This window comes from Acuticoccus sediminis, assembly GCF_003258595.1.
GTDB lineage: Bacteria > Pseudomonadota > Alphaproteobacteria > Rhizobiales > Amorphaceae > Acuticoccus > Acuticoccus sediminis.
On the sequence record NZ_QHHQ01000002.1, the window covers coordinates 1,105,492 to 1,122,210 of the forward strand.

Below are 16,719 nucleotides of genomic sequence, written 5' to 3' on the forward strand. Positions count from 1 at the left end.
GATGAGACCTTGTCGCTCCGTGCGCTGCGCAGCCTCGTCGCCATCACCCGGTACGGCACCTTCGCCCGCGCGGCGGAGGCGCTGGGGCTGACCCCGTCCGCCGTCGGCCTCCACGTCAAGGCGCTCGAGGAGGAGTTCGGCGTCACGCTGTTCGACCGCTCCCGCCGCCAGCCGGTGCTGACGGCGGCGGGCGAGATCGCCGTCGAGCATGCCCGCGGCGTGCTCGACGGCTACGACGCCATCAAGGACGCCGTCGCCTCCGGCCCCGGGATCGCCGGGCGGTTGCGGCTCGGCGCGATCCAGACCGCGCTCGCCGGCGTACTTCCGGAGGCGCTGAGCCGGCTGCAGGCGGCGCACCCGCGCCTCCATATCCGTGTCAACTCCGGCATGTCCGCCGAGCTCGCGCGCGAGATCGAGGCCGGCAACATCGACGCGGCGGTCACCACCGAGCCGGTCAAGCCCTACCCCGCGGGCCTCCACTTCGACCCGACGTACTGCGACCGCTTCTGGGTCGTCGCCTCGCCGGAGCACGAGGGCGTGGACACGAGGACCCTCCTCACCCGCCTGCCGCTCCTGCGCTTCGACAAGCGCGCCTGGGCCGGGCGCATCATCGAGGACGAGCTGCGCCGGCAGGGCTTGCGCGTGCGCGAGGAAATGGAGCTCGACAGCCAGCAGGCGCTCGCCCGCATGGCCGCCACCGGCCTCGGCGTCGCCGTCGTCCCGCTCGACGAGCGCGACCTTGAGAGCCTGCCGCCGCTGTACCGCCAACCCTTCGGCGAGCCGCAACTCGTACGCCGCGTCGGCGTGCTCTCGCTGGAGGAGGCGCCGGCCGCCCGCTTCGTGGCGCTGCTGGTGGAGGCCCTGATCGCGGTCAGCCGACCATAGAGTTTTTCGCTACTTCTGCTGAAGAATTATGCGTTTTTTCTTCGGCGTCGGGGGCTGTACTCACGTCACTGTGTTTTTCCGTGACGAGGTTTGAATGTCCCTGCCCCGCTTCCGGCCGGTGGCCGCCGGCTCGCCCATCCTGGCCATGGCGCGCAAGGCGGCCGAGCATCGCGCCGCTGGTCACGAGGTCATCGACCTGACCCTCGGCGAACCCGACTTCGCGCCGCCGGACCACGTGATCGCCGCCGCGCACGAGGCGCTCGACACCCGCCGCATGGGCTACACGCCCGTCAACGGCATCCCGCCGCTGCGGGCCGCGATCCGCGAGCACTTCGCCCGGGAGCGCGGCCTCACCTTCGCCGACGACGAGATCGCCGTCGGCTGCGGTGCCAAGCAGGTGATCTTCAACGCCTTCCTCGCCTCGCTCGAAAAAGGCGACGAGGTCGTCCTCCCCGCACCCTACTGGGCGTCCTACCCGGACATGGTGCGGGCCTGCGGGGCGGTGCCGGTGGTGGTGCCGACCGCGCTGGAAACCGGCTTCCGCCTCGACCCGGACGTGCTTGCCGCGGCGATCACCCCGAAGACGCGCTGGGTCGTCATCAACGCGCCCGGCAACCCCTCCGGCGCGGTCTACTCCGCGTCCGATCTCGCCGCCCTCGCGGAGGTGATCGCCGGCCACCCGCGCATCCTCGTCCTCTCCGACGACATCTACGCGCCGATCCGCTTCTCCGACACGCCCTACGCCTCGTTCGCCGCGGTCGTGCCGGACCTCGCGGACCGGACGCTGACCATCGACGGCGTCTCCAAGGCGTACGCGATGACGGGGTGGCGCGTCGGCTGGGCGGGCGGGCCGAAGGACCTCGTCACCGCCATCAACGCGGTCCAGTCGCAGAACGCCACGCAGACGTCCTCGCTGTCCCAGATCGCCGCCGTGGCGGCGCTGACCGGCCCGCAGGACTCGCTCCCGGTCCGGGCGGAGATCTACCGCAAGCGGCGCGACGCGGCGCTGGCCGTGCTCGCCGAGAGCCCGCACCTGTCGACCGCAGCGCCCGACGGGGCCTTCTACCTCTTCCCCCGCATCGCCGGCCGCCACGGTGACGAGACGGCGATGGCGCTCCTGGAGGCGACGGGCGTCGCCGTCGTGCCGGGCTCGGCGTTCGGCGGGGACGACCACCTGCGCCTCTCCTTCGCGCTCGATGAAGCGAGCCTCGTGGAGGGCTGCCGCCGCATCGTCGACTTCCTGGGGCGGGCGTGATGGTCCTCGCGATCCTCATCGCCCTCGCGCCGATCGTCCTCCTCGTGGCGGCCGGCAACCTGATGCGCCGCCGGGGCTTCCTGGCGGACACCTTCTGGCCCCAGGCCGAGCGGCTCTCCTATTTCGTGCTGCTGCCGTGCCTCTTCATCCACGGCCTCGCGATGGCCGACCTCGACGGCGTCCCGGTGCTGCGGCTCGCGGCGGTGCTGGTCGTCTCCACCTTCGGCACCGCGCTCCTCATGGTGCTGGCGCGGCGCGTGATCGGCGGCGGCGGCCCGGCGTTCACTTCGGTGTTCCAGGGCGGCGTCCGCTTCAACAACTATGTCGGCGTCACGGCCGCGATCGCGCTCTTCGGCGCGCCGGCCATCGGCCTCTCGGCCGTCGCCAACGCGGCGATCGTGCCGACGGTCAACATCCTCGTCATCCTGGTGTTCGCGCAATATGCCGGCGCGGAACCCTCGATCCGCGGCGTGGTGCGCGGGATCGTCACGAACCCGCTGGTGGTCGCCTGCGCGATCGGGGTCACCTTGCAGGCGACCGGGCTGGGGCTCCCCCCGGGTGTCGCGGGCGCGGTGAAGGCGCTCGGCACGGCCTCCCTGCCGCTCGGCCTCCTGTGCGTCGGCGCGGCGTTCCAGTGGAAGGCCGTCGGCACGGCGGTTCGGCCGACGGTGGCGGCGATGATCTTCAAGTTCGGCGTCATGCCGGCCGCGACCGTCCTCGCCTGCCTCGCGTTCGGCCTGAGCGGGCCGCCGGCGGCCGTCGCGGTGCTGTTCCAGACGCTCCCGACCGCGTCTTCCGCCTACATCCTCGCCCGCCAGCTCGGCGGCGACGCGCCGCTGATGGCCTCCATCGTCACGGTGCAGACGGTGGCCGCCGCGATCGCCGTTCCGGCCGTTCTTCTCCTCAGCCCGGTGGTCCTGCAGATCTGACGGCAGGCGCCGTTCAGACGCGCGGCGCGGCGCCGATGCCGGCGAGCCCCTCGGTCAGGTGGTCGAGGAGCATCCGCACCCGGCGCGATGCGCGGCTGCGCGGCGGGGACACGGCGTAAAGGTTCGTCGCCTCCGCCGTAAACGCCTCCAACGCCGTCTCGAGCCGGCCGGCGGCGAGCTCCTCCGCGACGTCGAAGCTCGACTTCATCACGACCCCCGCACCGGCGACCGCCCAGTCCTTCAGCGCCTGGCCGTCGTTGACGTGCCGGTCGCCACGGCCGAGGCGGACGGGCTGCCCGCCTACCAGGCGCTCGCCTGGCTCATCGCCCGCGAGGGCGTGACGGCGCCGATCGCCAGCGCCACCAGCGTCGCCCAGGTCGAGAGCTTCGCGAAGGCCGCGACCCTGTCGCTGAACGCGGACGAGATCGCCCGTCTCACCGACACGGCGTCCTAATTCGCGGCGCCCCGGCCCGGCGCGGGCGAAGCGTGGCGGCGGGCGGAGCGCCGCCGCGCAGCGGAGTTCAGCGGAACAGGTAGATGGGGCTCGACCACGCCTGGAAGCCGTCCTCGGTGGTGACGGCGATCCAGATCGGCGTGTCCCCGTCCGCCTTCAAGGTGAGCGTGCGCTCGAACGAGAGGCTGCGGGCGAGACGCGCCTCGGGCAGCCGCTGCACGCTGAGGCGCCGGTCGAGGCCGCCCGCGTCCATGACGATCGGGTCGAGGCCGATCCCGGCCAGCGGCCGCTCCAGCGTCCCCCGGTTGGTCTCGACGGTGAGCACCGAGCCGTCCGTGGCGGTGAGCCAGGCGTCGAAGCCCATGAAGTTGCCGGTGGTGACGCCCTTGAACGAGACGCTCTCGCCGCCGCGCTGCTCAAGCATCTGCTCCTTGTTCCAATGGTTCACCGTCTCGAACCGGTCGATGGAAGCGCCGGCGAAGCGGGCGCGGCCGGTCCACAGCGTGTCGCGCCCGCGGCCGCGATACTCCGCCCCCGCCCACAGGACGCGGATGCGGTTGCCGAGGTCCTCCTCGCCGTAGGTGCGGATCACCTCCAGCGGCGCCGCCCCGTCGCGCAGCTCGACGCGCTCGATCCCCGCGTGCGCCTCGATCCGGACGGCGAGCGTGACCTCCCCGCCCGCGACCCTGACGATATCGCCCATGATCGCGGTCCGCGCCTCGGCCCGTGCCGCATCCGGGTCGGCGGCCGGATTGCGCTCGAAGACGACCGATCCGTCCGGCAGCGTGGCCGTCACATCCATGAAGAGGCGGCAGCCGGTGGTGCCGTAGTGATGGCGGCGGCGCTGCGCCTCCATGATCGAGGCGCGGTCGTTGCGGTCGGTGAGGAAGCAGGTGAGCCCGCCATAGGCGCCGAAGCGCGACGCGCCGGGATAGCTGGCGCCCGGCCGCCCCTTGTGGCCGTCGCTGTTGCAGACCACGCCGACGCGGCGGCCGAGCGGGAACCCGTCGGTCAGGATCCACTCGAACGTCCCCCAGGCGGAGTGCATCTCCACCGCCGTCTCGAGCTTCGGGTCGTGGTCGTAGAAGATGTTCGCGTAGCGCCCGCCGACGTGGGCGTAGATCACGCAGTCCTCGCCGCGCAGCTTGTCGTAGAGGTCGGTCAGGGTGTTCGCGTCGGTCATGAGGTCGGAGCGGTCCTCGAGGATCGCGTGGCTGCACCGCGCGATGGTGCGCCCCTCGGTCGCGAAGTAGACGTTGTGGTCGCCGCCGACCGCCGTGTTGCCGGACCACTCGTAGCCCGGGAACACGGTGAAGCGCCCCGGCTCGTTCCACTCCGCCGTCAGCTCGTTGAGCCGTGCCCAGAAGGGCAGGTTGATCTGGAAGTCGTTGCCCTGGTGGGCCGAGACGTCGAGGAACGCCTTGTTGCGGGCGAAATCGAAGTAGCTCTCGATGGTGTTGACGCCGATGGTCTCGCCTGTCTGCCCGTGCAGGTCGCCCCAGAACCCGGCATGATCGCCCGCCTCGACGACGAGCGGCCCCGCCTCCGCGACCAGCGCGTCGTCGACGAACACCTTGATGCGCAGCGTGCCGGGCGCCGCGACGCTCAGCCCCTCGAACACCATCGAGCGGTCGCCGGGCGCGTAGTCGAACTCGAGGTCGAGGCCCGTCACCGGGAGCGACGGCTCGAGCCTCACCCGCCCCTTCGCCTGCTGCGTCGGGTTGCCGTTGCGGTCCTCGGACTTCAGGCCGAGGTGGAACGGCTCGCCCGGGCGGCGCAGGGTCGGCATCACCGCCGCCCAGCGGTGCGCGGGGCCGGCCACCACCGGGACGACGAACTGCTCGGAAAGCGGCAGGAAGTTGCCCGTCGCCTGCACGTCCGTCGCGACACGGAACTCGTAGCTGTGCTCGGCGAAGGTCTGCATCAGCATGCCGGGCGAGCCGCGCGACATGTCGCCGAACGTCAGCGTGATCGTCTCGCCTTCCTTCAGGTAGCCGCCGTTGACCTGCGCGGTCACGCAGTAGGCCCACGGGCGCGGCCCTTCAGGGCCGCAGCGCAGGGTGATCTTCGCCTCGCCGTCGGTGACCGCGCTCACGTAGTTCGGGCCGCCCGGGTCGGTCGACTGCGCCCGCCCCGCGTCCGTGATCGAGCGGAAGGAGATGCGGATCGCGCCGGTGTCGTCGAGGCCGATGCGGCCCACCGTGTACGTCAGCCTGAACGTCTGGAAGGTCCGCGTCTCCACCGCTTCGACCGGCTCCAGCGTCGCGCTGCCGTAGAGGGTCGGGTCGTCGCCGGGACGGACCGACGGAGCATTCTCGCCCACGAGGGCACGCCGGATGGGTTGGGGTGGGACGTTGGGCTTCACGCGTCGGCTCCGATGTCTAAAAACTATACAGCATTTGAAAACTATATAGCGTTGACGTCCAGCCCCGATGGGCAAAGAATTTCGCTGTCGCCTTCCACCGCACCACGCCGATAGGAAATTTCATGCTCAAGTCCTCTCGCCGACTGATCGCCGCGACGCTCACCGCGCTCGGTGTCGCGATGGCCTCCCAGGCTCACGCCGAGTATCCGGACAAGCCGATCACGCTGATCATCCCGTTCCAGGCCGGCGGCAGCACCGAGACGCTGGGCCGCGTGTTCGCCGAGGCGCTCGGCAAGCAGCTCGGCGGCCGCGTCGTCGTGAAGACGCGTCCCGGCGCGGGCGGGGCGATCGGCGCCACCGAGCTCGCCTTCTCCGAGCCCGACGGCTACACGCTGATGATGGCCAGCTCGTCCGTTCTCCTGTGGCCGCCGCTCGCCCAGGACGTCGACTACGACAAGGACGACTTCACCCCGATCGCCCAGATCGCCGAGACGCAGCAGGCGATCGTCGCTGCCGCCGACGCCCCGTTCGACACCTTCAAGGAGCTGGTCGCCTACTCGAAGGACCACGACCTCAGCTACGCCGACCAGGGCGCCATCACGCGCGTCTTCATCGACTATCTCGCCTCCCAGGAGGGCGTTACCTGGACCGCCATCCCGACCAAGGGCGGCGGCGAGGCGATGCCGTTCCTGCTCGGCGGCAAGGTCGACTTCTCCTACAGCGGCGGCGTCCACAGCCGATACGGCGACAAGATGAAGGTGCTGATGTCCCTCATCGGCAAGCCGCTCGTCAGCGCGCCGGACGCGCCGGTGATCCTCGACGACTACGGCATCGCCCTGCCCAGCGAGAGCCTCATCGCCGGGCCGGCCGGAATGGACCCCGAGATCGTCGCCAGGCTGGAGAGCGCCATCGAGGCCGCGACCATGGACGAGGCGTTCGTCGACATGTCCGAGAACAAGCTGATGTTCCCGGTCGTCTACAGCGACTCCGCCACCCTCTCGGCGAGCCTCGACAAGAACAACGAGGGCCTGAAGAAGGTGCTCGAGGCGGTGCAGTGATCGGCAAGGGCCAGGAGGACGACGGCGCCGCGCGCGCCGTCGATCTCCTCTTCGGCGTCGTCCTCGCGGTCGCCTCGGCGGTGGTCCTCGTCTGGATCATCCCGAACACGGTCGACCTCGAGGCGCAGGGGGCCGACGTGTCGCCGGCCTTCTTCCCGCGCCTCTCCGCCGGCGCCGTCCTGGTGCTGTCGCTCGGCATGACCGCGCACCGCCTCGTGAAGGGGCCGCCGCTCGACTGGGAGAGACCGCTGCGCATCGTCGGCGAGGTGGCCGGCTGCGCGCTTGCGGCTCTCGCCGTCGCCTTCGCCCTGCCGCGCATCGGCTTCGTGGCGACCGGGGCGGTCGTGATCGCCCTCGGCGCGGTGCTGACGCACTACCGGCGCTGGTGGGCGATCGGCCTCCTCGCGATCCTCTTCCCCCTCGTCGTCAGCTTCGGCGCCTGGACGATCTTCATGGTCGACCTGCCCTGACCCGTCTCCCCGTCCGGATAGAACGCGTATGATCGACCACCTGATTGCCGGCTTCGGGGCGGCGCTGTCGCTGACCAACCTCGTCTTCATCGCCGGCGGCATCGCGCTCGGCATCGTCATCGGCGCGATCCCGGGGCTCGGCAGCGTCACCGCCATCGCGGTGCTGATCCCGCTGACCTACTACATGCCCCCGGTGACCGCGATCGCCTTCCTTGTCGGGGTGAACAAGGGCGGCACCTCCGGCGGCGCCATCCCCGCGATCCTCCTCAACTCGCCCGGAACGCCGGAGGCGGCGGCGACGGCGCTCGACGGATATCCCCTCGCCAGGAAGGGCGAGGCGATGCGCGCGATGAAGTTCGCCCTCTTCTCCTCCGTCACCGGCGACACGATCTCCGACCTCCTCCTCATCGTGCTGGTGGTGCCCTTCGCGGCCATCGCGCTGGAGTTCGGGCCGCTCGAGTACACCTCGGTGCTCATCTTCTCGTTCGCGCTCCTCTCCGGCGTCTCGGCCGGGTCGACCGCGAAGGCGCTGATCGCGATCTGCCTCGGGGTATTCCTCGCCACGATCGGCCTCGACCCGGTCGAGTCGAGCCCGCGCATGACGTTCCGCATGATCGAGCTCTACGACGGGCTGCCGCTCGCGGCCCTGTCCATCGGCGCGCTGGCGATGGCCTCGGTGCTGCAGGAGATGATCGACATGTGGCGCCGGCCGCAGCAGATGGCCGACACCGGCGGCAAGATCGCGTTCACCCGCACCGTGCTGCCGATCGGCGAGTTCTTCAGCCACTGGAAGACCATCGGCCGCTCGGCGATGATCGGCTCGGTGGTCGGCATGCTGCCCGGCCTCGGCGTCTCGCTCGCCGCCTTCCTCAGCTACGGCGCAGCCAAGCGGGCCGACGCGGACCCGGAGAGCTTCGGCAAGGGCAATCCGAAGGGGATCATCGCCACGGAGGCCGCCAACAGCGCCGTCGTCGGCGCCAACCTCGTGCCGACGATCGCGCTCGGCGTCCCCGGCAACATCGCCGCCGCGCTCCTCGTCGGCGCGTTCATGGTGCACGGCATCGTCCCCGGCCCGTTCATGCTGACGATGCACGGTGACGTCGTCTATGCGCTGTTCGCCTCCATGCTGATGGCGAACGGGGTCCACCTGCTGATCGGCCGCATGGGGATCCAGATCTGGGGCTGGTTCGCGAAGCTGCCGAAGGGGATGGTGCTGCCGCCCGTGCTGGTGATGTGCATCGTCGGCATCTACCTGCCGACGCAGTCGCTGTTCGACGTCGGCGTGATGCTCGCCTTCGCGGTGGTCGGCGTGGTGATGGGGCGCGCCGGCTTTCCGGTGGTATGCTTGGTGATCGGCTTCCTGCTGGGAGGCCTGTTCGAAACCTCGCTGCGCCAGACGCTGCTGCTGTACAGGAACGACTATTCCGCCGTGTTTCAGAGCCCCATCGCCATCGTCTTTCTCGTGCTGACGGTCTTCATCCTCGGTCGGTCCGCCCTGCGGTCATGAGCGAACCGACTGCCGATGTGCCGATCGAGGTGCGACTGGCCGAATCGATGGAGCGCTTTCTCAGCCAGTCGGGGTGCACCAAGCGCAGCGCGGTGCGCCTTGCCCTGAGCGAGGCGATCCATGCGGGCGACCTGCGCCCCGGCGACCTGCTGCCCTCGGAGCGGGACCTCGCCGACAAGCTCGGCGTGAGCCTCGGCACGGTGCAGGCCGCGATGCAGCAGCTCCAGCTCCTCGGCCGCATCATCCGCCGCCGCGGCGACGGGACGCGGGTGGCCCCGGCCGACCTCCTGCCCGAATCGACCTGGCATTTCCGCCTGCGGGACCCGACGACCGGCAACGCGCTGCGCTGGGGCAAGGCGAAGGTGGCCATCGACCGGATCGACGAGGCCGGCGACTGGAGCGAGTTCCTCGGCGGCAGCGACGGCTATATCCGCATCCGCCGCCGGTTCCGCCTGCCGCCCGACCGCCCGACGGGCGCCGACATGTACCTGCGGCACGACAGCGCCGCGGCGCTCCTGCGGATCGACCCGGTGGAGCTCGCCATGGTGAACATCCGCCCCTACCTCGCAGCCCGCTGCAACCTGCAAGCGGTCCGCGCGACCCACGAGGTAGTGACCGCCACCGTCTCCGACGTGGAAGCGGCGACCTTCGATCTCGAGCGGGGCTCGACCATCTTCGTCATCTCCGCGCGCGCCTACGGGGTGGACGACCGGCCGATCTACTTCCAGCGGATCCTTGTCCCCGCCGAAAACTGCGCCCTCTGCTTCTGAGCCTGCCGCGCCCCTGCGGACCGCGCGCGGCCGGCCCGGACCGAGATCCGCCCGCGTTGCGGCCGGCGAGTGCTGCCGACGGCGGCGATCGACGTGGCTCTACTCTATGAAGTAGAGTAATTCCAATTCCATAATCTCATTTTTTCTCTCCGTTACGTCAGGGTTGCGTGACAAATACATGGGCAAGCTGTAAGCGGGGGCGGTCTTTCCCCTGCGGCAGCGTCTCATGATGGCGTCCATTGTTCGCCGGCTCGTGTTCGCCGTCGGACTTCTTCTGTTCGTGTCCCTGGCCGGCTTCACGCTGCTGCGCCTGATGCCCGGCGACCTCGCCGAGTCGCTGCTGATGGCGCAGATGGACGGGCACGTGCCCAGCGCCGCCGCGCTCGCGAAGTTCTCCGCCGAACACGGCTTCGACGACCCGCTGCCGCTGCAATATTTCCGCTGGCTCGGCGCCGCGCTCGCCGGCGACTTCGGCCTCTCGCTGATGACCGGCGAGCCGGTCGGCCGCGAGATCCTCCTGCGCCTCGGCAACTCCCTCGTCCTCGCCGCCGCCGCGCTCGCCCTCGCCTTCCTCATCGCCGTGCCGCTGGCGCTCGTCTCGACGCGCTACCCGAACAGTCTCGTCGACCGCGCCGCGTCGCTCTTCGCCGTCATCGGCATGTCGATCCCGAACTTCTGGTACGCGCTCCTCCTCGCGCTCGTCTTCTCGCTCGCGCTCGGGTGGCTCCCGTCGTCCGGCTACGGCACGCTGGCGCACGCGGTGCTGCCGACCCTCGTCATCGGCACGTCCGTCTGCGGCGTCACCACGCGCTATGTCCGCAGCCTCCTCCTCGACGAGAGCGCGGCGCCCTACATGCGCACCGCCCTCGCGAAGGGCCGGTCCCGCACCGCCGCCCTCGTCGTCCACGCCGGCCCCAACGTGCTCCCCGCCGTCCTGACGCTCGCAGGCCTCCAGTTCGTGCGCATCTTCGACGGCGTGATTATCGTCGAGACGATGTTCGGCTGGCCCGGCATCGGCCGCCTCCTCGTCGATTCGCTCCTCAACCGCGACTTCCCGCTGGTCCAGGCCTCGTTCCTAGTGATCGCCGCCGCCTACGTCGCGACGAACCTCCTCGTCGACGTCGCCATCGCCGCCGTCGACCCTCGCGTGCGGGAGGTGGTGTGATGAGCCTCGCCCCGCCGCGACGCCCCGCCCTGCCGCGTCTCGCTGTCCGCCGCGCGGGCGCCCTCTCCATCGCCGTGGCGGTGCTGGCGGCCGTCGTCGCCGCCGCCCCCCTCCTCGCGCCGCACGACCCAGCCCAGACCGACATCCTGAACCGCCTCGCCGCGCCGAGCTGGACCTACCCGCTCGGCACCGACGCGATGGGCCGCTGCCTGCTGAGCCGCCTGCTGTTCGGGGCGCGCCTCACGATCTGCGTGGCGCTCCTCGTCGTCCTGGCCGCGGCGGCGATCGGCACGCTGGTCGGCCTCACGGCCGGCACCCTCGGCGGGACGGCGGACCGGGTCGCGATGCGCGTGGTCGAGGGCGTGTCGATCTTCCCCGCGCTCGCCGTCAGCCTCGTCATCGCCGGCTCCCTCGGGATCGGGCTCACCTCCGTCGTCATCGCCCTCGTCGCCGTCCACTGGACCGAATACGCCCGGATCGTGCGCAACATGACGATGGTGGAACGCGCCAGGCCCTACGTGATGGCCGCGCACGCCATCGGCGCCACCGGCCCGCGGATCGTCCTGCGGCACATCCTGCCGAACGTCGCGGGGCCGCTCCTCGTTCTCGGCGCATTTTCGCTGTCCTTCGTCATCCTCGCCTTCGCGGGCCTCTCCTTCCTCGGCCTCGGCGTGGAGCCGGGCACGGCGGAATGGGGCCGCATGATCGCCGAAGCGCGGACCCACATGCGCACCTATCCCCGGCTCGTCCTCGTTCCGGGCCTCTCCATCATGACCTTCGTCATCCTCGTGAACTTGATGGGCGACGCGCTCGCCGACCGCTGGCGCGTCGATCAGGTTCTGCGCCCCCGCCTCAGGAAAGGAAAACCCGCATGAGACTCTGGCGACGCACGCTGCTCGCCCTCGCCGCGAGCGCGACCCTCGTGTCCCTCCCCGTCGCGGCCCAGGACGACCCGGACAAGACGCTCGTCGTCGGCACGATGTGGGAGTCGCTCCCCCTCGCGATGGCGCCCCGGCGAAGCCGGTTCTTCAACGAGAGCGAGATCCTCGATACGCTGGTCAAGCTCGACTACGACATGAGCCTCGTGCCCGGCCTCGCCACCGCGTGGGAGCATGTCTCGCCGAAGGTCTGGCGCTTCGAGATCCGCAGCGGCGTCACGTTCCACGACGGCACCGCGCTCGACGCCGAGGCGGTGAAGGCCTCGCTGCAGCACGTCATCGACCTCCTTCCGTACGCCGCCGACCTCCTCAACATCGAGCGGATGGAGGCGACCGGCCCTCTGACCCTCGAGATCGAGACGACCGAGCCGTTCGCCGCGCTCCCGAACCAGCTCACCGACGCCATCACGGTGATCTACGCCGCATCGTCCTTCGACGCGGACGGCAAGTTCGTGAGGCCGGTCGGCACCGGGCCGTGGACGTTCGTCGACTACGTCAAGCAGGACCGCACCGTCGTCGAGCGGTTCGACGCCTACTGGGGCGAGGCGCCCGCGCTGGAGCGCGTCGTCTACCGCTACATCCCCGACCACAACGCCCGCACCCTCGCGCTGGAGACCGGCGAGATCGACGTCGCCACCAACCCGCTGCCGTCGGATGCCACGCGGCTCGCCGACGATCCGGACTTCAAGGTCTACGCCGAACCCACCTCCGGCCTTTACTACGGTGCCTTCAACACCGCCGGCGACACGCCGCTCGCCGACCGCCGCGTCCGCCTCGCGGTCAACGCGCTGGTCGACCGCGAGATCCTCGTGAAGGGCGCGCTCGACGGCATCGGCGAGCCCGCATACAGCTTCTTCGGCCCGCAGTTCGACTGGGTCCCGGACGGCGTCACCCCCTACGCGGTCGACCGGGAGAAGGCCGCGGCGCTCCTGGAGGAGGCCGGATACAGCAAGGACGGCGGCCGCTGGACGAAGGACGGCGAGCCGCTCACCCTGCGGATCCTCTCCTACTCCAGCCGCACCGAAATGTCGGCGATCACCGAGGCGCTCGCCGCGCTCCTCGCCAACGAGGGGATCGCGAGCGAGGTCCAGCTCTACACGTGGGACGGGATGCTCGACCTCGTGCGCAAGGGCGAATACGACGTCTCGGTCGTCTTCTGGACCCCGGAAATGACCGGCCATCCAGACCTTCACCTCAAGTCGCAGTTCCACTCCGGGGCCGAGCTCAACGATCAGGGCTGGGCGAATCCCCGCTTCGACGAGCTGGTCGACAGGGGCCGCACCCTCGATCCGGGCGCGGAGTGGGACGAGACCTACCGCGAGGCGCTCCAGATCCTGCAGGACGACGCGCCGATCATCCCGCTGGTGCACAAGGTCTTCCTCGTCGCCACCTCCAAGGAGGTGACCGGCTACCGCGTCCACCCGTCGGGCTTCTTCTTCGACTTCAAGTCCGTATCGAAGTCCGAGGCCGACTGAGCCCTTCCGTGGCCCTGGCGGAGGCTCCGGCCTCCGCCTCTCCCGAGGAGTTTGACGATGGGACGCGCACTGTTCCTCCAGCCCATCAAGGGCGCCGGCGGCGATCTGCCGAGCATCATGGGCTTCGTCGACGACGCCGACGAGGTTCCCCACTATCGCCTGCACGAGACCCCGCTCGAGCGCTACGCCGCGCTCCTGCTGCCGGCGCACCTCGACCAACGCTACTTCGGCGGGATCCGCGCCCACGTCGAGCGGTTCCTCGACGGCGGCGGAACACTCGTCTTCAACGGGCACGTCGCCTGGCCGATGCTGCCGGAGTTCGCCACCTTCGTGCCGCTGGCGCGGGTGGACCTCGCCCACCTCGCGGTGCACCGCCTCGCCGATCACCCGGTGTTCGAGGGCGTCGACATGGCCGACCTCACCTTCCGCCGCGGTGTCGCCGGCTTCTACGCGCGCGGCCATAACCCGCCGCCGCCGGGCGCCGTCGGCCTCATCGGCCTCGGCCCGGAGCGCGTGCCGTGCGATTGGGTGTACGAGCGGCCGGCGGGCGGGCGCATCCTCATGCACGCCGGAAACGATCTCTGGATGTACGCCGGCGCCGACACCTCGGCGGCGCGGATCGTCCCGCAACTGACCGCCTGGGCGACAGGCGCCGCCGTCGGAGTGGCGGCATGACCCGCATCGCGGCGCTCGACAGCGGCACCTACTACCATCACCGCACGCTCTATGAGCCCCGCTACCGGGACGCGTTCGACGAGATCGTCTACGCCCCGGCCCTCGGCGAGGCGGACCTCTCGGCGGTCGACGTGCTGGTCGTCTCCTGCCGCACGGACCCGTCCGTCCTCACCCCGCACCGCCGCGTCTTCGCCGACTTCCTCGGCGCCGGCGGAACGGTGGTGGCGATGGGGTCCACGGGACCGCACCAGTGGCTCCCCGACGTCGTCTGGCACGACACGGAAACGAACTTCTGGTGGTGGAAGGAGGGCGGCTCGCTGGGCCTTTCGGTCACGACGCCGGATCACCCCCTTTTCGGGGCGATCTCGCTCGAGGACGCCACCTGGCACTACCACGGCTACTTCGACCCGCCCGAGGGTGCCGTCCCGCTGATCTCCGCCGAGGGGCGCGGGCCGATCCTCTACGAGGACCGAGTGACGACGCCGGGCACGCTGCTGGTGACCTCGCTCGACCCGATGTACCATCACGGCAGCCACTTCATGCCCGCCACCACCCGCTTCCTCGACGGGTTCCTGCCGTTCCTGAGGCAGTACGGCCGGACCTGAGGTCCGTCCCGCGGGGCGCCCGGACGCGCTCTAGTAGCCGACGGTGAAGCGCTGGCGGACGTGGGCGGGGCGCTCCAGCTCGTCCACCAGGGCGATGGCGTAGTCCTCGAACGAGATGCTCGAGCCGCCCTCGCCGACGAGCAGCTCGTCCCTTCCGAGGCGGAAGCTGCCGGTCCGCTCGCCCGGCACGAACATCGCGGAGGGCGACAGGAACGTCCAGTCGAGGTCGTCGACGCCCTTCAGGAGATCGAGGAACGTCGCGCCGGCCGCGGCCTCGGCCTTGTATGCCGCCGGAAAGTCGGGCTGGTCGATGAGCCGCTGGCCCGGCGCCACCTCGAGGCTCCCCGCCCCGCCGACCACGAGATACCGGGCGACGCCCGCCGCCCGCACCGCGCCGATGAGAAGGTCCGGGTCGCTGGCGGTGAAGTGTACCGCGCTGACGACGGCGTCGTGCCCCTTCAGGAGCCCGGCGAGCGCGTCCTTCTCGAAGACGTCGCCCTTCACCGCCGTGACGCCCGGGAGCGCGGCGATCTTTGCGGGATTGCGGGCGATGGCGGTGACGCGGTGCCCGCGGTCGGAAAGCTCCTTCAGGATGCGCGAACCGGCCTGCCCCGACGCACCGATCAATGCGACGTTTGCCATTGTGTGGTCCTTTGGTATGAATCTCGGACAAGGTCCGACTTGTAGACCGAGAGCTACGGACCGCGCCGAACGCCCGCAAGACGTCACTTTGAAAGGATCAGGTCAGCGCGAAGTGACCTTCGGGCGCCGCGCCGCACCGGCAATGGAGAGGCCGTTGGACGACACGCCGTTCACCTTCGAAGAGCCCTGCCCGATCCGCGACGTGCTGGACCGGATCGGCGACCAGTGGAGTTTCCTCGTCCTCACCGGGCTGGAGGGCGGGACGATGCGCTTCAGCGAGCTGATGCGCGCGATCGGCGACGTCTCCAAGCAGATGCTGTCGCGCACCCTGCGCCGGCTGGAGGAGGACGGCCTCGTCAGCCGCACCGTCTATCCCGAGGTGCCGCCGCGGGTGGAGTACGCGCTGACCGAACTCGGGCGCTCGCTCCTCGAGCCGCTGCGTGCGCTCATCCGCTGGGCCGACGACAACCACCGCACCATCGTCCTCTCCCGCCGCCGCGTCAGGGACGCCGCATAGCGCTTACGCGTCCGTCGGCAGGAGCGAGCCGATGTAGTCGAGGAAGACGCGGACCTTGGCCGACAGGTTGTGCCGCTCCGGATAGACCGCGGCGATGTTGGCCGTCTGCATGTACTCCGGCAGTACGATGCACAGCCCCCCCTCGCGCACATGCCGCGCGATGTCCCACTCCGAGCGCAGCATGATGCCTTGCCCGTCGAGGACCCAGCCGAGCGCGATCTCGCCGTCGTTGGTGCTGAGCGTGCCGGCGACCTTGGCCGAGGGGACCTCGCCGTCGATCTCGTCGAAGCGCCAGACGTCGTAGGCGTCGTGGTCCTGGCGCAGGACGATGCAGTTGTGCCGCTGCAGCTCGGCCAGCGTTTCGGGCGTCCCGCGCTCGGCGAGATAGGACGGCGCCGCGCAGAGGAAACGGCGATTGCGCTGCAGCAACCGGGTGATCATCCGGCTGGCGGGCGGCGAGCCGAAGCGGATGCCGAGGTCGAATCCCTCGTCGACGATGTTCAGCGGCGCGTCGGTCAGGACGAGCTGAATCTCCACCTCCGGGTAGAGCCGCCGGAAGTTCGAGATCGCCGGCGCCAGATAGGCCCGGCCGAAGCCGAGGGTCGCGTTGATCCGCAGCAGCCCCGAGGGCGTGTCGCGTGCCTGGGACAGGCTGTGCTCCAGCGCCTCGATCTCACCCAGGATGCGGCTCGCCTCGCCGAAATAGGCCTCCCCCTCGCCCGTCAGCCGCACCCGACGCGTCGTGCGGTGGAGAAGGCGCACGCCGAGCCGGTCCTCCAGCCGGACGAGGCGCCGGCTCACCGCCGAGGCCGAAACGCCAAGCTCCCGCGCCGTCGCGCTGAAGCTTTCCCGGCGGGCGAGCAGGACGAAGAAGGCGAGGTCGCTGGTGGCCATTATGAACCTGACCGCAATAATGAAGTGCTTATTTTTGCATTATAAACCGAGCCGAGAAAGTCTACGCTCGACCGGTCTGCCCACGAGGGTGGGCGCGTGAACCGGACGGTTGGCT

18 protein-coding genes are annotated in these 16,719 nt (G+C 70.3%); 14 read left to right on the forward strand and 4 right to left on the reverse strand.

All coding sequences use genetic code 11. The features are described 5' to 3' along the window. The first annotated feature begins 9 nt into the window (after positions 1 to 9). From DLJ53_RS12920 to DLJ53_RS12930, 3 genes are all read left to right on the forward strand, one after another. Complete coding sequence (locus DLJ53_RS12920; protein ID WP_111345716.1) at positions 10 to 885, forward strand: LysR family transcriptional regulator; 876 nt, start codon at positions 10 to 12, stop codon at positions 883 to 885. A 94-nt stretch (positions 886 to 979) separates the two neighbouring features. Then, positions 980 to 2,140: a pyridoxal phosphate-dependent aminotransferase gene (locus tag DLJ53_RS12925; protein WP_111345718.1), complete on the forward strand. Its 1,161-nt coding sequence runs from the start codon at positions 980 to 982 to the stop codon at positions 2,138 to 2,140. After that, positions 2,140 to 3,069: an AEC family transporter gene (locus DLJ53_RS12930; protein WP_111346303.1), complete on the forward strand. Its 930-nt coding sequence runs from the start codon at positions 2,140 to 2,142 to the stop codon at positions 3,067 to 3,069. The genes DLJ53_RS12925 and DLJ53_RS12930 overlap by 1 nt, the downstream gene beginning before the upstream one ends. Positions 3,070 to 3,082: 13 nt before the next feature. On the opposite strand, the gene DLJ53_RS36045 is transcribed toward DLJ53_RS12930, so the two are convergent. Further along, complete coding sequence (locus DLJ53_RS36045; protein WP_342353594.1) at positions 3,083 to 3,376, reverse strand: LysR substrate-binding domain-containing protein; 294 nt, start codon at positions 3,374 to 3,376, stop codon at positions 3,083 to 3,085. On the opposite strand from DLJ53_RS36045, the gene DLJ53_RS36050 reads away from it, so the two are divergent. Beyond that, a complete protein-coding gene (locus tag DLJ53_RS36050) occupies positions 3,332 to 3,523 on the forward strand; it encodes an aldo/keto reductase (protein ID WP_342353592.1) in 192 nt (63 codons plus the stop codon). The two genes, DLJ53_RS36045 and DLJ53_RS36050, sit on opposite strands and share 45 nt — an antisense overlap. Before the next feature lie 67 nt (positions 3,524 to 3,590). Here DLJ53_RS36050 and DLJ53_RS12940 read toward each other — a convergent pair whose 3' ends face one another. Further along, positions 3,591 to 5,888: a DUF3604 domain-containing protein gene (locus tag DLJ53_RS12940; protein ID WP_146619944.1), complete on the reverse strand. Its 2,298-nt coding sequence runs from the start codon at positions 5,886 to 5,888 to the stop codon at positions 3,591 to 3,593. A gap of 122 nt (positions 5,889 to 6,010) precedes the next feature. On the opposite strand from DLJ53_RS12940, the gene DLJ53_RS12945 reads away from it, so the two are divergent. From DLJ53_RS12945 to DLJ53_RS12985, 9 genes are all read left to right on the forward strand, one after another. Next, positions 6,011 to 6,946 (forward strand): tripartite tricarboxylate transporter substrate binding protein, encoded by a 936-nt coding sequence (locus DLJ53_RS12945; protein WP_111345724.1) that lies wholly within the window; start codon positions 6,011 to 6,013, stop codon positions 6,944 to 6,946. Next, positions 6,943 to 7,416 (forward strand): tripartite tricarboxylate transporter TctB family protein, encoded by a 474-nt coding sequence (locus tag DLJ53_RS12950; protein WP_111345726.1) that lies wholly within the window; start codon positions 6,943 to 6,945, stop codon positions 7,414 to 7,416. The genes DLJ53_RS12945 and DLJ53_RS12950 overlap by 4 nt, the downstream gene beginning before the upstream one ends. 28 nt (positions 7,417 to 7,444) lie before the next feature. Further along, positions 7,445 to 8,923: a tripartite tricarboxylate transporter permease gene (locus DLJ53_RS12955; protein ID WP_111345727.1), complete on the forward strand. Its 1,479-nt coding sequence runs from the start codon at positions 7,445 to 7,447 to the stop codon at positions 8,921 to 8,923. Further along, positions 8,920 to 9,693 (forward strand): GntR family transcriptional regulator, encoded by a 774-nt coding sequence (locus tag DLJ53_RS12960; protein WP_162409172.1) that lies wholly within the window; start codon positions 8,920 to 8,922, stop codon positions 9,691 to 9,693. Before DLJ53_RS12955 ends, DLJ53_RS12960 begins: the two co-directional genes overlap by 4 nt. Before the next feature lie 226 nt (positions 9,694 to 9,919). After that, positions 9,920 to 10,858, forward strand: a complete 939-nt coding sequence (locus DLJ53_RS12965) for an ABC transporter permease (RefSeq protein WP_111345731.1) — start codon at positions 9,920 to 9,922, stop codon at positions 10,856 to 10,858. Beyond that, the gene (locus DLJ53_RS12970) at positions 10,858 to 11,733 is read left to right on the forward strand and encodes an ABC transporter permease (protein WP_111345733.1); all 876 of its coding nucleotides are present in this window, start codon (positions 10,858 to 10,860) and stop codon (positions 11,731 to 11,733) included. Before DLJ53_RS12965 ends, DLJ53_RS12970 begins: the two co-directional genes overlap by 1 nt. Beyond that, on the forward strand, positions 11,730 to 13,271 hold the full coding sequence (locus DLJ53_RS12975; protein ID WP_111345735.1) for an ABC transporter substrate-binding protein: 1,542 nt from the start codon (positions 11,730 to 11,732) through the stop codon (positions 13,269 to 13,271). The genes DLJ53_RS12970 and DLJ53_RS12975 overlap by 4 nt, the downstream gene beginning before the upstream one ends. 57 nt (positions 13,272 to 13,328) lie before the next feature. Then, positions 13,329 to 13,946 carry a hypothetical protein gene (locus DLJ53_RS12980; RefSeq protein WP_111345737.1) on the forward strand — a complete coding sequence of 206 codons (618 nt, stop codon included), beginning with the start codon at positions 13,329 to 13,331 and terminating at the stop codon, positions 13,944 to 13,946. After that, positions 13,943 to 14,551, forward strand: coding sequence for a hypothetical protein (locus DLJ53_RS12985; protein WP_111345739.1), 609 nt, complete (start codon positions 13,943 to 13,945; stop codon positions 14,549 to 14,551). The genes DLJ53_RS12980 and DLJ53_RS12985 overlap by 4 nt, the downstream gene beginning before the upstream one ends. A 30-nt stretch (positions 14,552 to 14,581) precedes the next feature. Here the strand turns inward: DLJ53_RS12985 and DLJ53_RS12990 are convergent, their stop codons facing one another. Then, positions 14,582 to 15,193: an NAD(P)-dependent oxidoreductase gene (locus tag DLJ53_RS12990; RefSeq protein ID WP_111345741.1), complete on the reverse strand. Its 612-nt coding sequence runs from the start codon at positions 15,191 to 15,193 to the stop codon at positions 14,582 to 14,584. Between the two features lie 142 nt (positions 15,194 to 15,335). On the opposite strand from DLJ53_RS12990, the gene DLJ53_RS12995 reads away from it, so the two are divergent. After that, the gene (locus DLJ53_RS12995; RefSeq protein ID WP_111345743.1) at positions 15,336 to 15,710 is read left to right on the forward strand and encodes a winged helix-turn-helix transcriptional regulator; all 375 of its coding nucleotides are present in this window, start codon (positions 15,336 to 15,338) and stop codon (positions 15,708 to 15,710) included. Positions 15,711 to 15,713: 3 nt separating this feature from the next. Here the strand turns inward: DLJ53_RS12995 and DLJ53_RS13000 are convergent, their stop codons facing one another. Beyond that, a complete protein-coding gene (locus DLJ53_RS13000; RefSeq protein WP_111345745.1) occupies positions 15,714 to 16,604 on the reverse strand; it encodes a LysR family transcriptional regulator in 891 nt (296 codons plus the stop codon). Between the last annotated feature and the right edge of the window lie 115 nt (positions 16,605 to 16,719).

Coding starts and splice junctions, on each gene's coding strand:
- DLJ53_RS12975 (WP_111345735.1), top strand. CDS start 11,730: ATGAGACTCTGGCGACGCACGCTGCTCGCCCTCGCCGCGAGCGCGACC.
- DLJ53_RS12985 (WP_111345739.1), top strand. CDS start 13,943: ATGACCCGCATCGCGGCGCTCGACAGCGGCACCTACTACCATCACCGC.
- DLJ53_RS13000 (WP_111345745.1), bottom strand. CDS start 16,604: ATGGCCACCAGCGACCTCGCCTTCTTCGTCCTGCTCGCCCGCCGGGAA.
- DLJ53_RS12930 (WP_111346303.1), top strand. CDS start 2,140: ATGGTCCTCGCGATCCTCATCGCCCTCGCGCCGATCGTCCTCCTCGTG.
- DLJ53_RS12955 (WP_111345727.1), top strand. CDS start 7,445: ATGATCGACCACCTGATTGCCGGCTTCGGGGCGGCGCTGTCGCTGACC.
- DLJ53_RS12995 (WP_111345743.1), top strand. CDS start 15,336: ATGGAGAGGCCGTTGGACGACACGCCGTTCACCTTCGAAGAGCCCTGC.
- DLJ53_RS12965 (WP_111345731.1), top strand. CDS start 9,920: ATGATGGCGTCCATTGTTCGCCGGCTCGTGTTCGCCGTCGGACTTCTT.
- DLJ53_RS12945 (WP_111345724.1), top strand. CDS start 6,011: ATGCTCAAGTCCTCTCGCCGACTGATCGCCGCGACGCTCACCGCGCTC.
- DLJ53_RS12925 (WP_111345718.1), top strand. CDS start 980: ATGTCCCTGCCCCGCTTCCGGCCGGTGGCCGCCGGCTCGCCCATCCTG.
- DLJ53_RS12990 (WP_111345741.1), bottom strand. CDS start 15,193: ATGGCAAACGTCGCATTGATCGGTGCGTCGGGGCAGGCCGGTTCGCGC.
- DLJ53_RS12970 (WP_111345733.1), top strand. CDS start 10,858: ATGAGCCTCGCCCCGCCGCGACGCCCCGCCCTGCCGCGTCTCGCTGTC.
- DLJ53_RS12960 (WP_162409172.1), top strand. CDS start 8,920: ATGAGCGAACCGACTGCCGATGTGCCGATCGAGGTGCGACTGGCCGAA.
- DLJ53_RS12980 (WP_111345737.1), top strand. CDS start 13,329: ATGGGACGCGCACTGTTCCTCCAGCCCATCAAGGGCGCCGGCGGCGAT.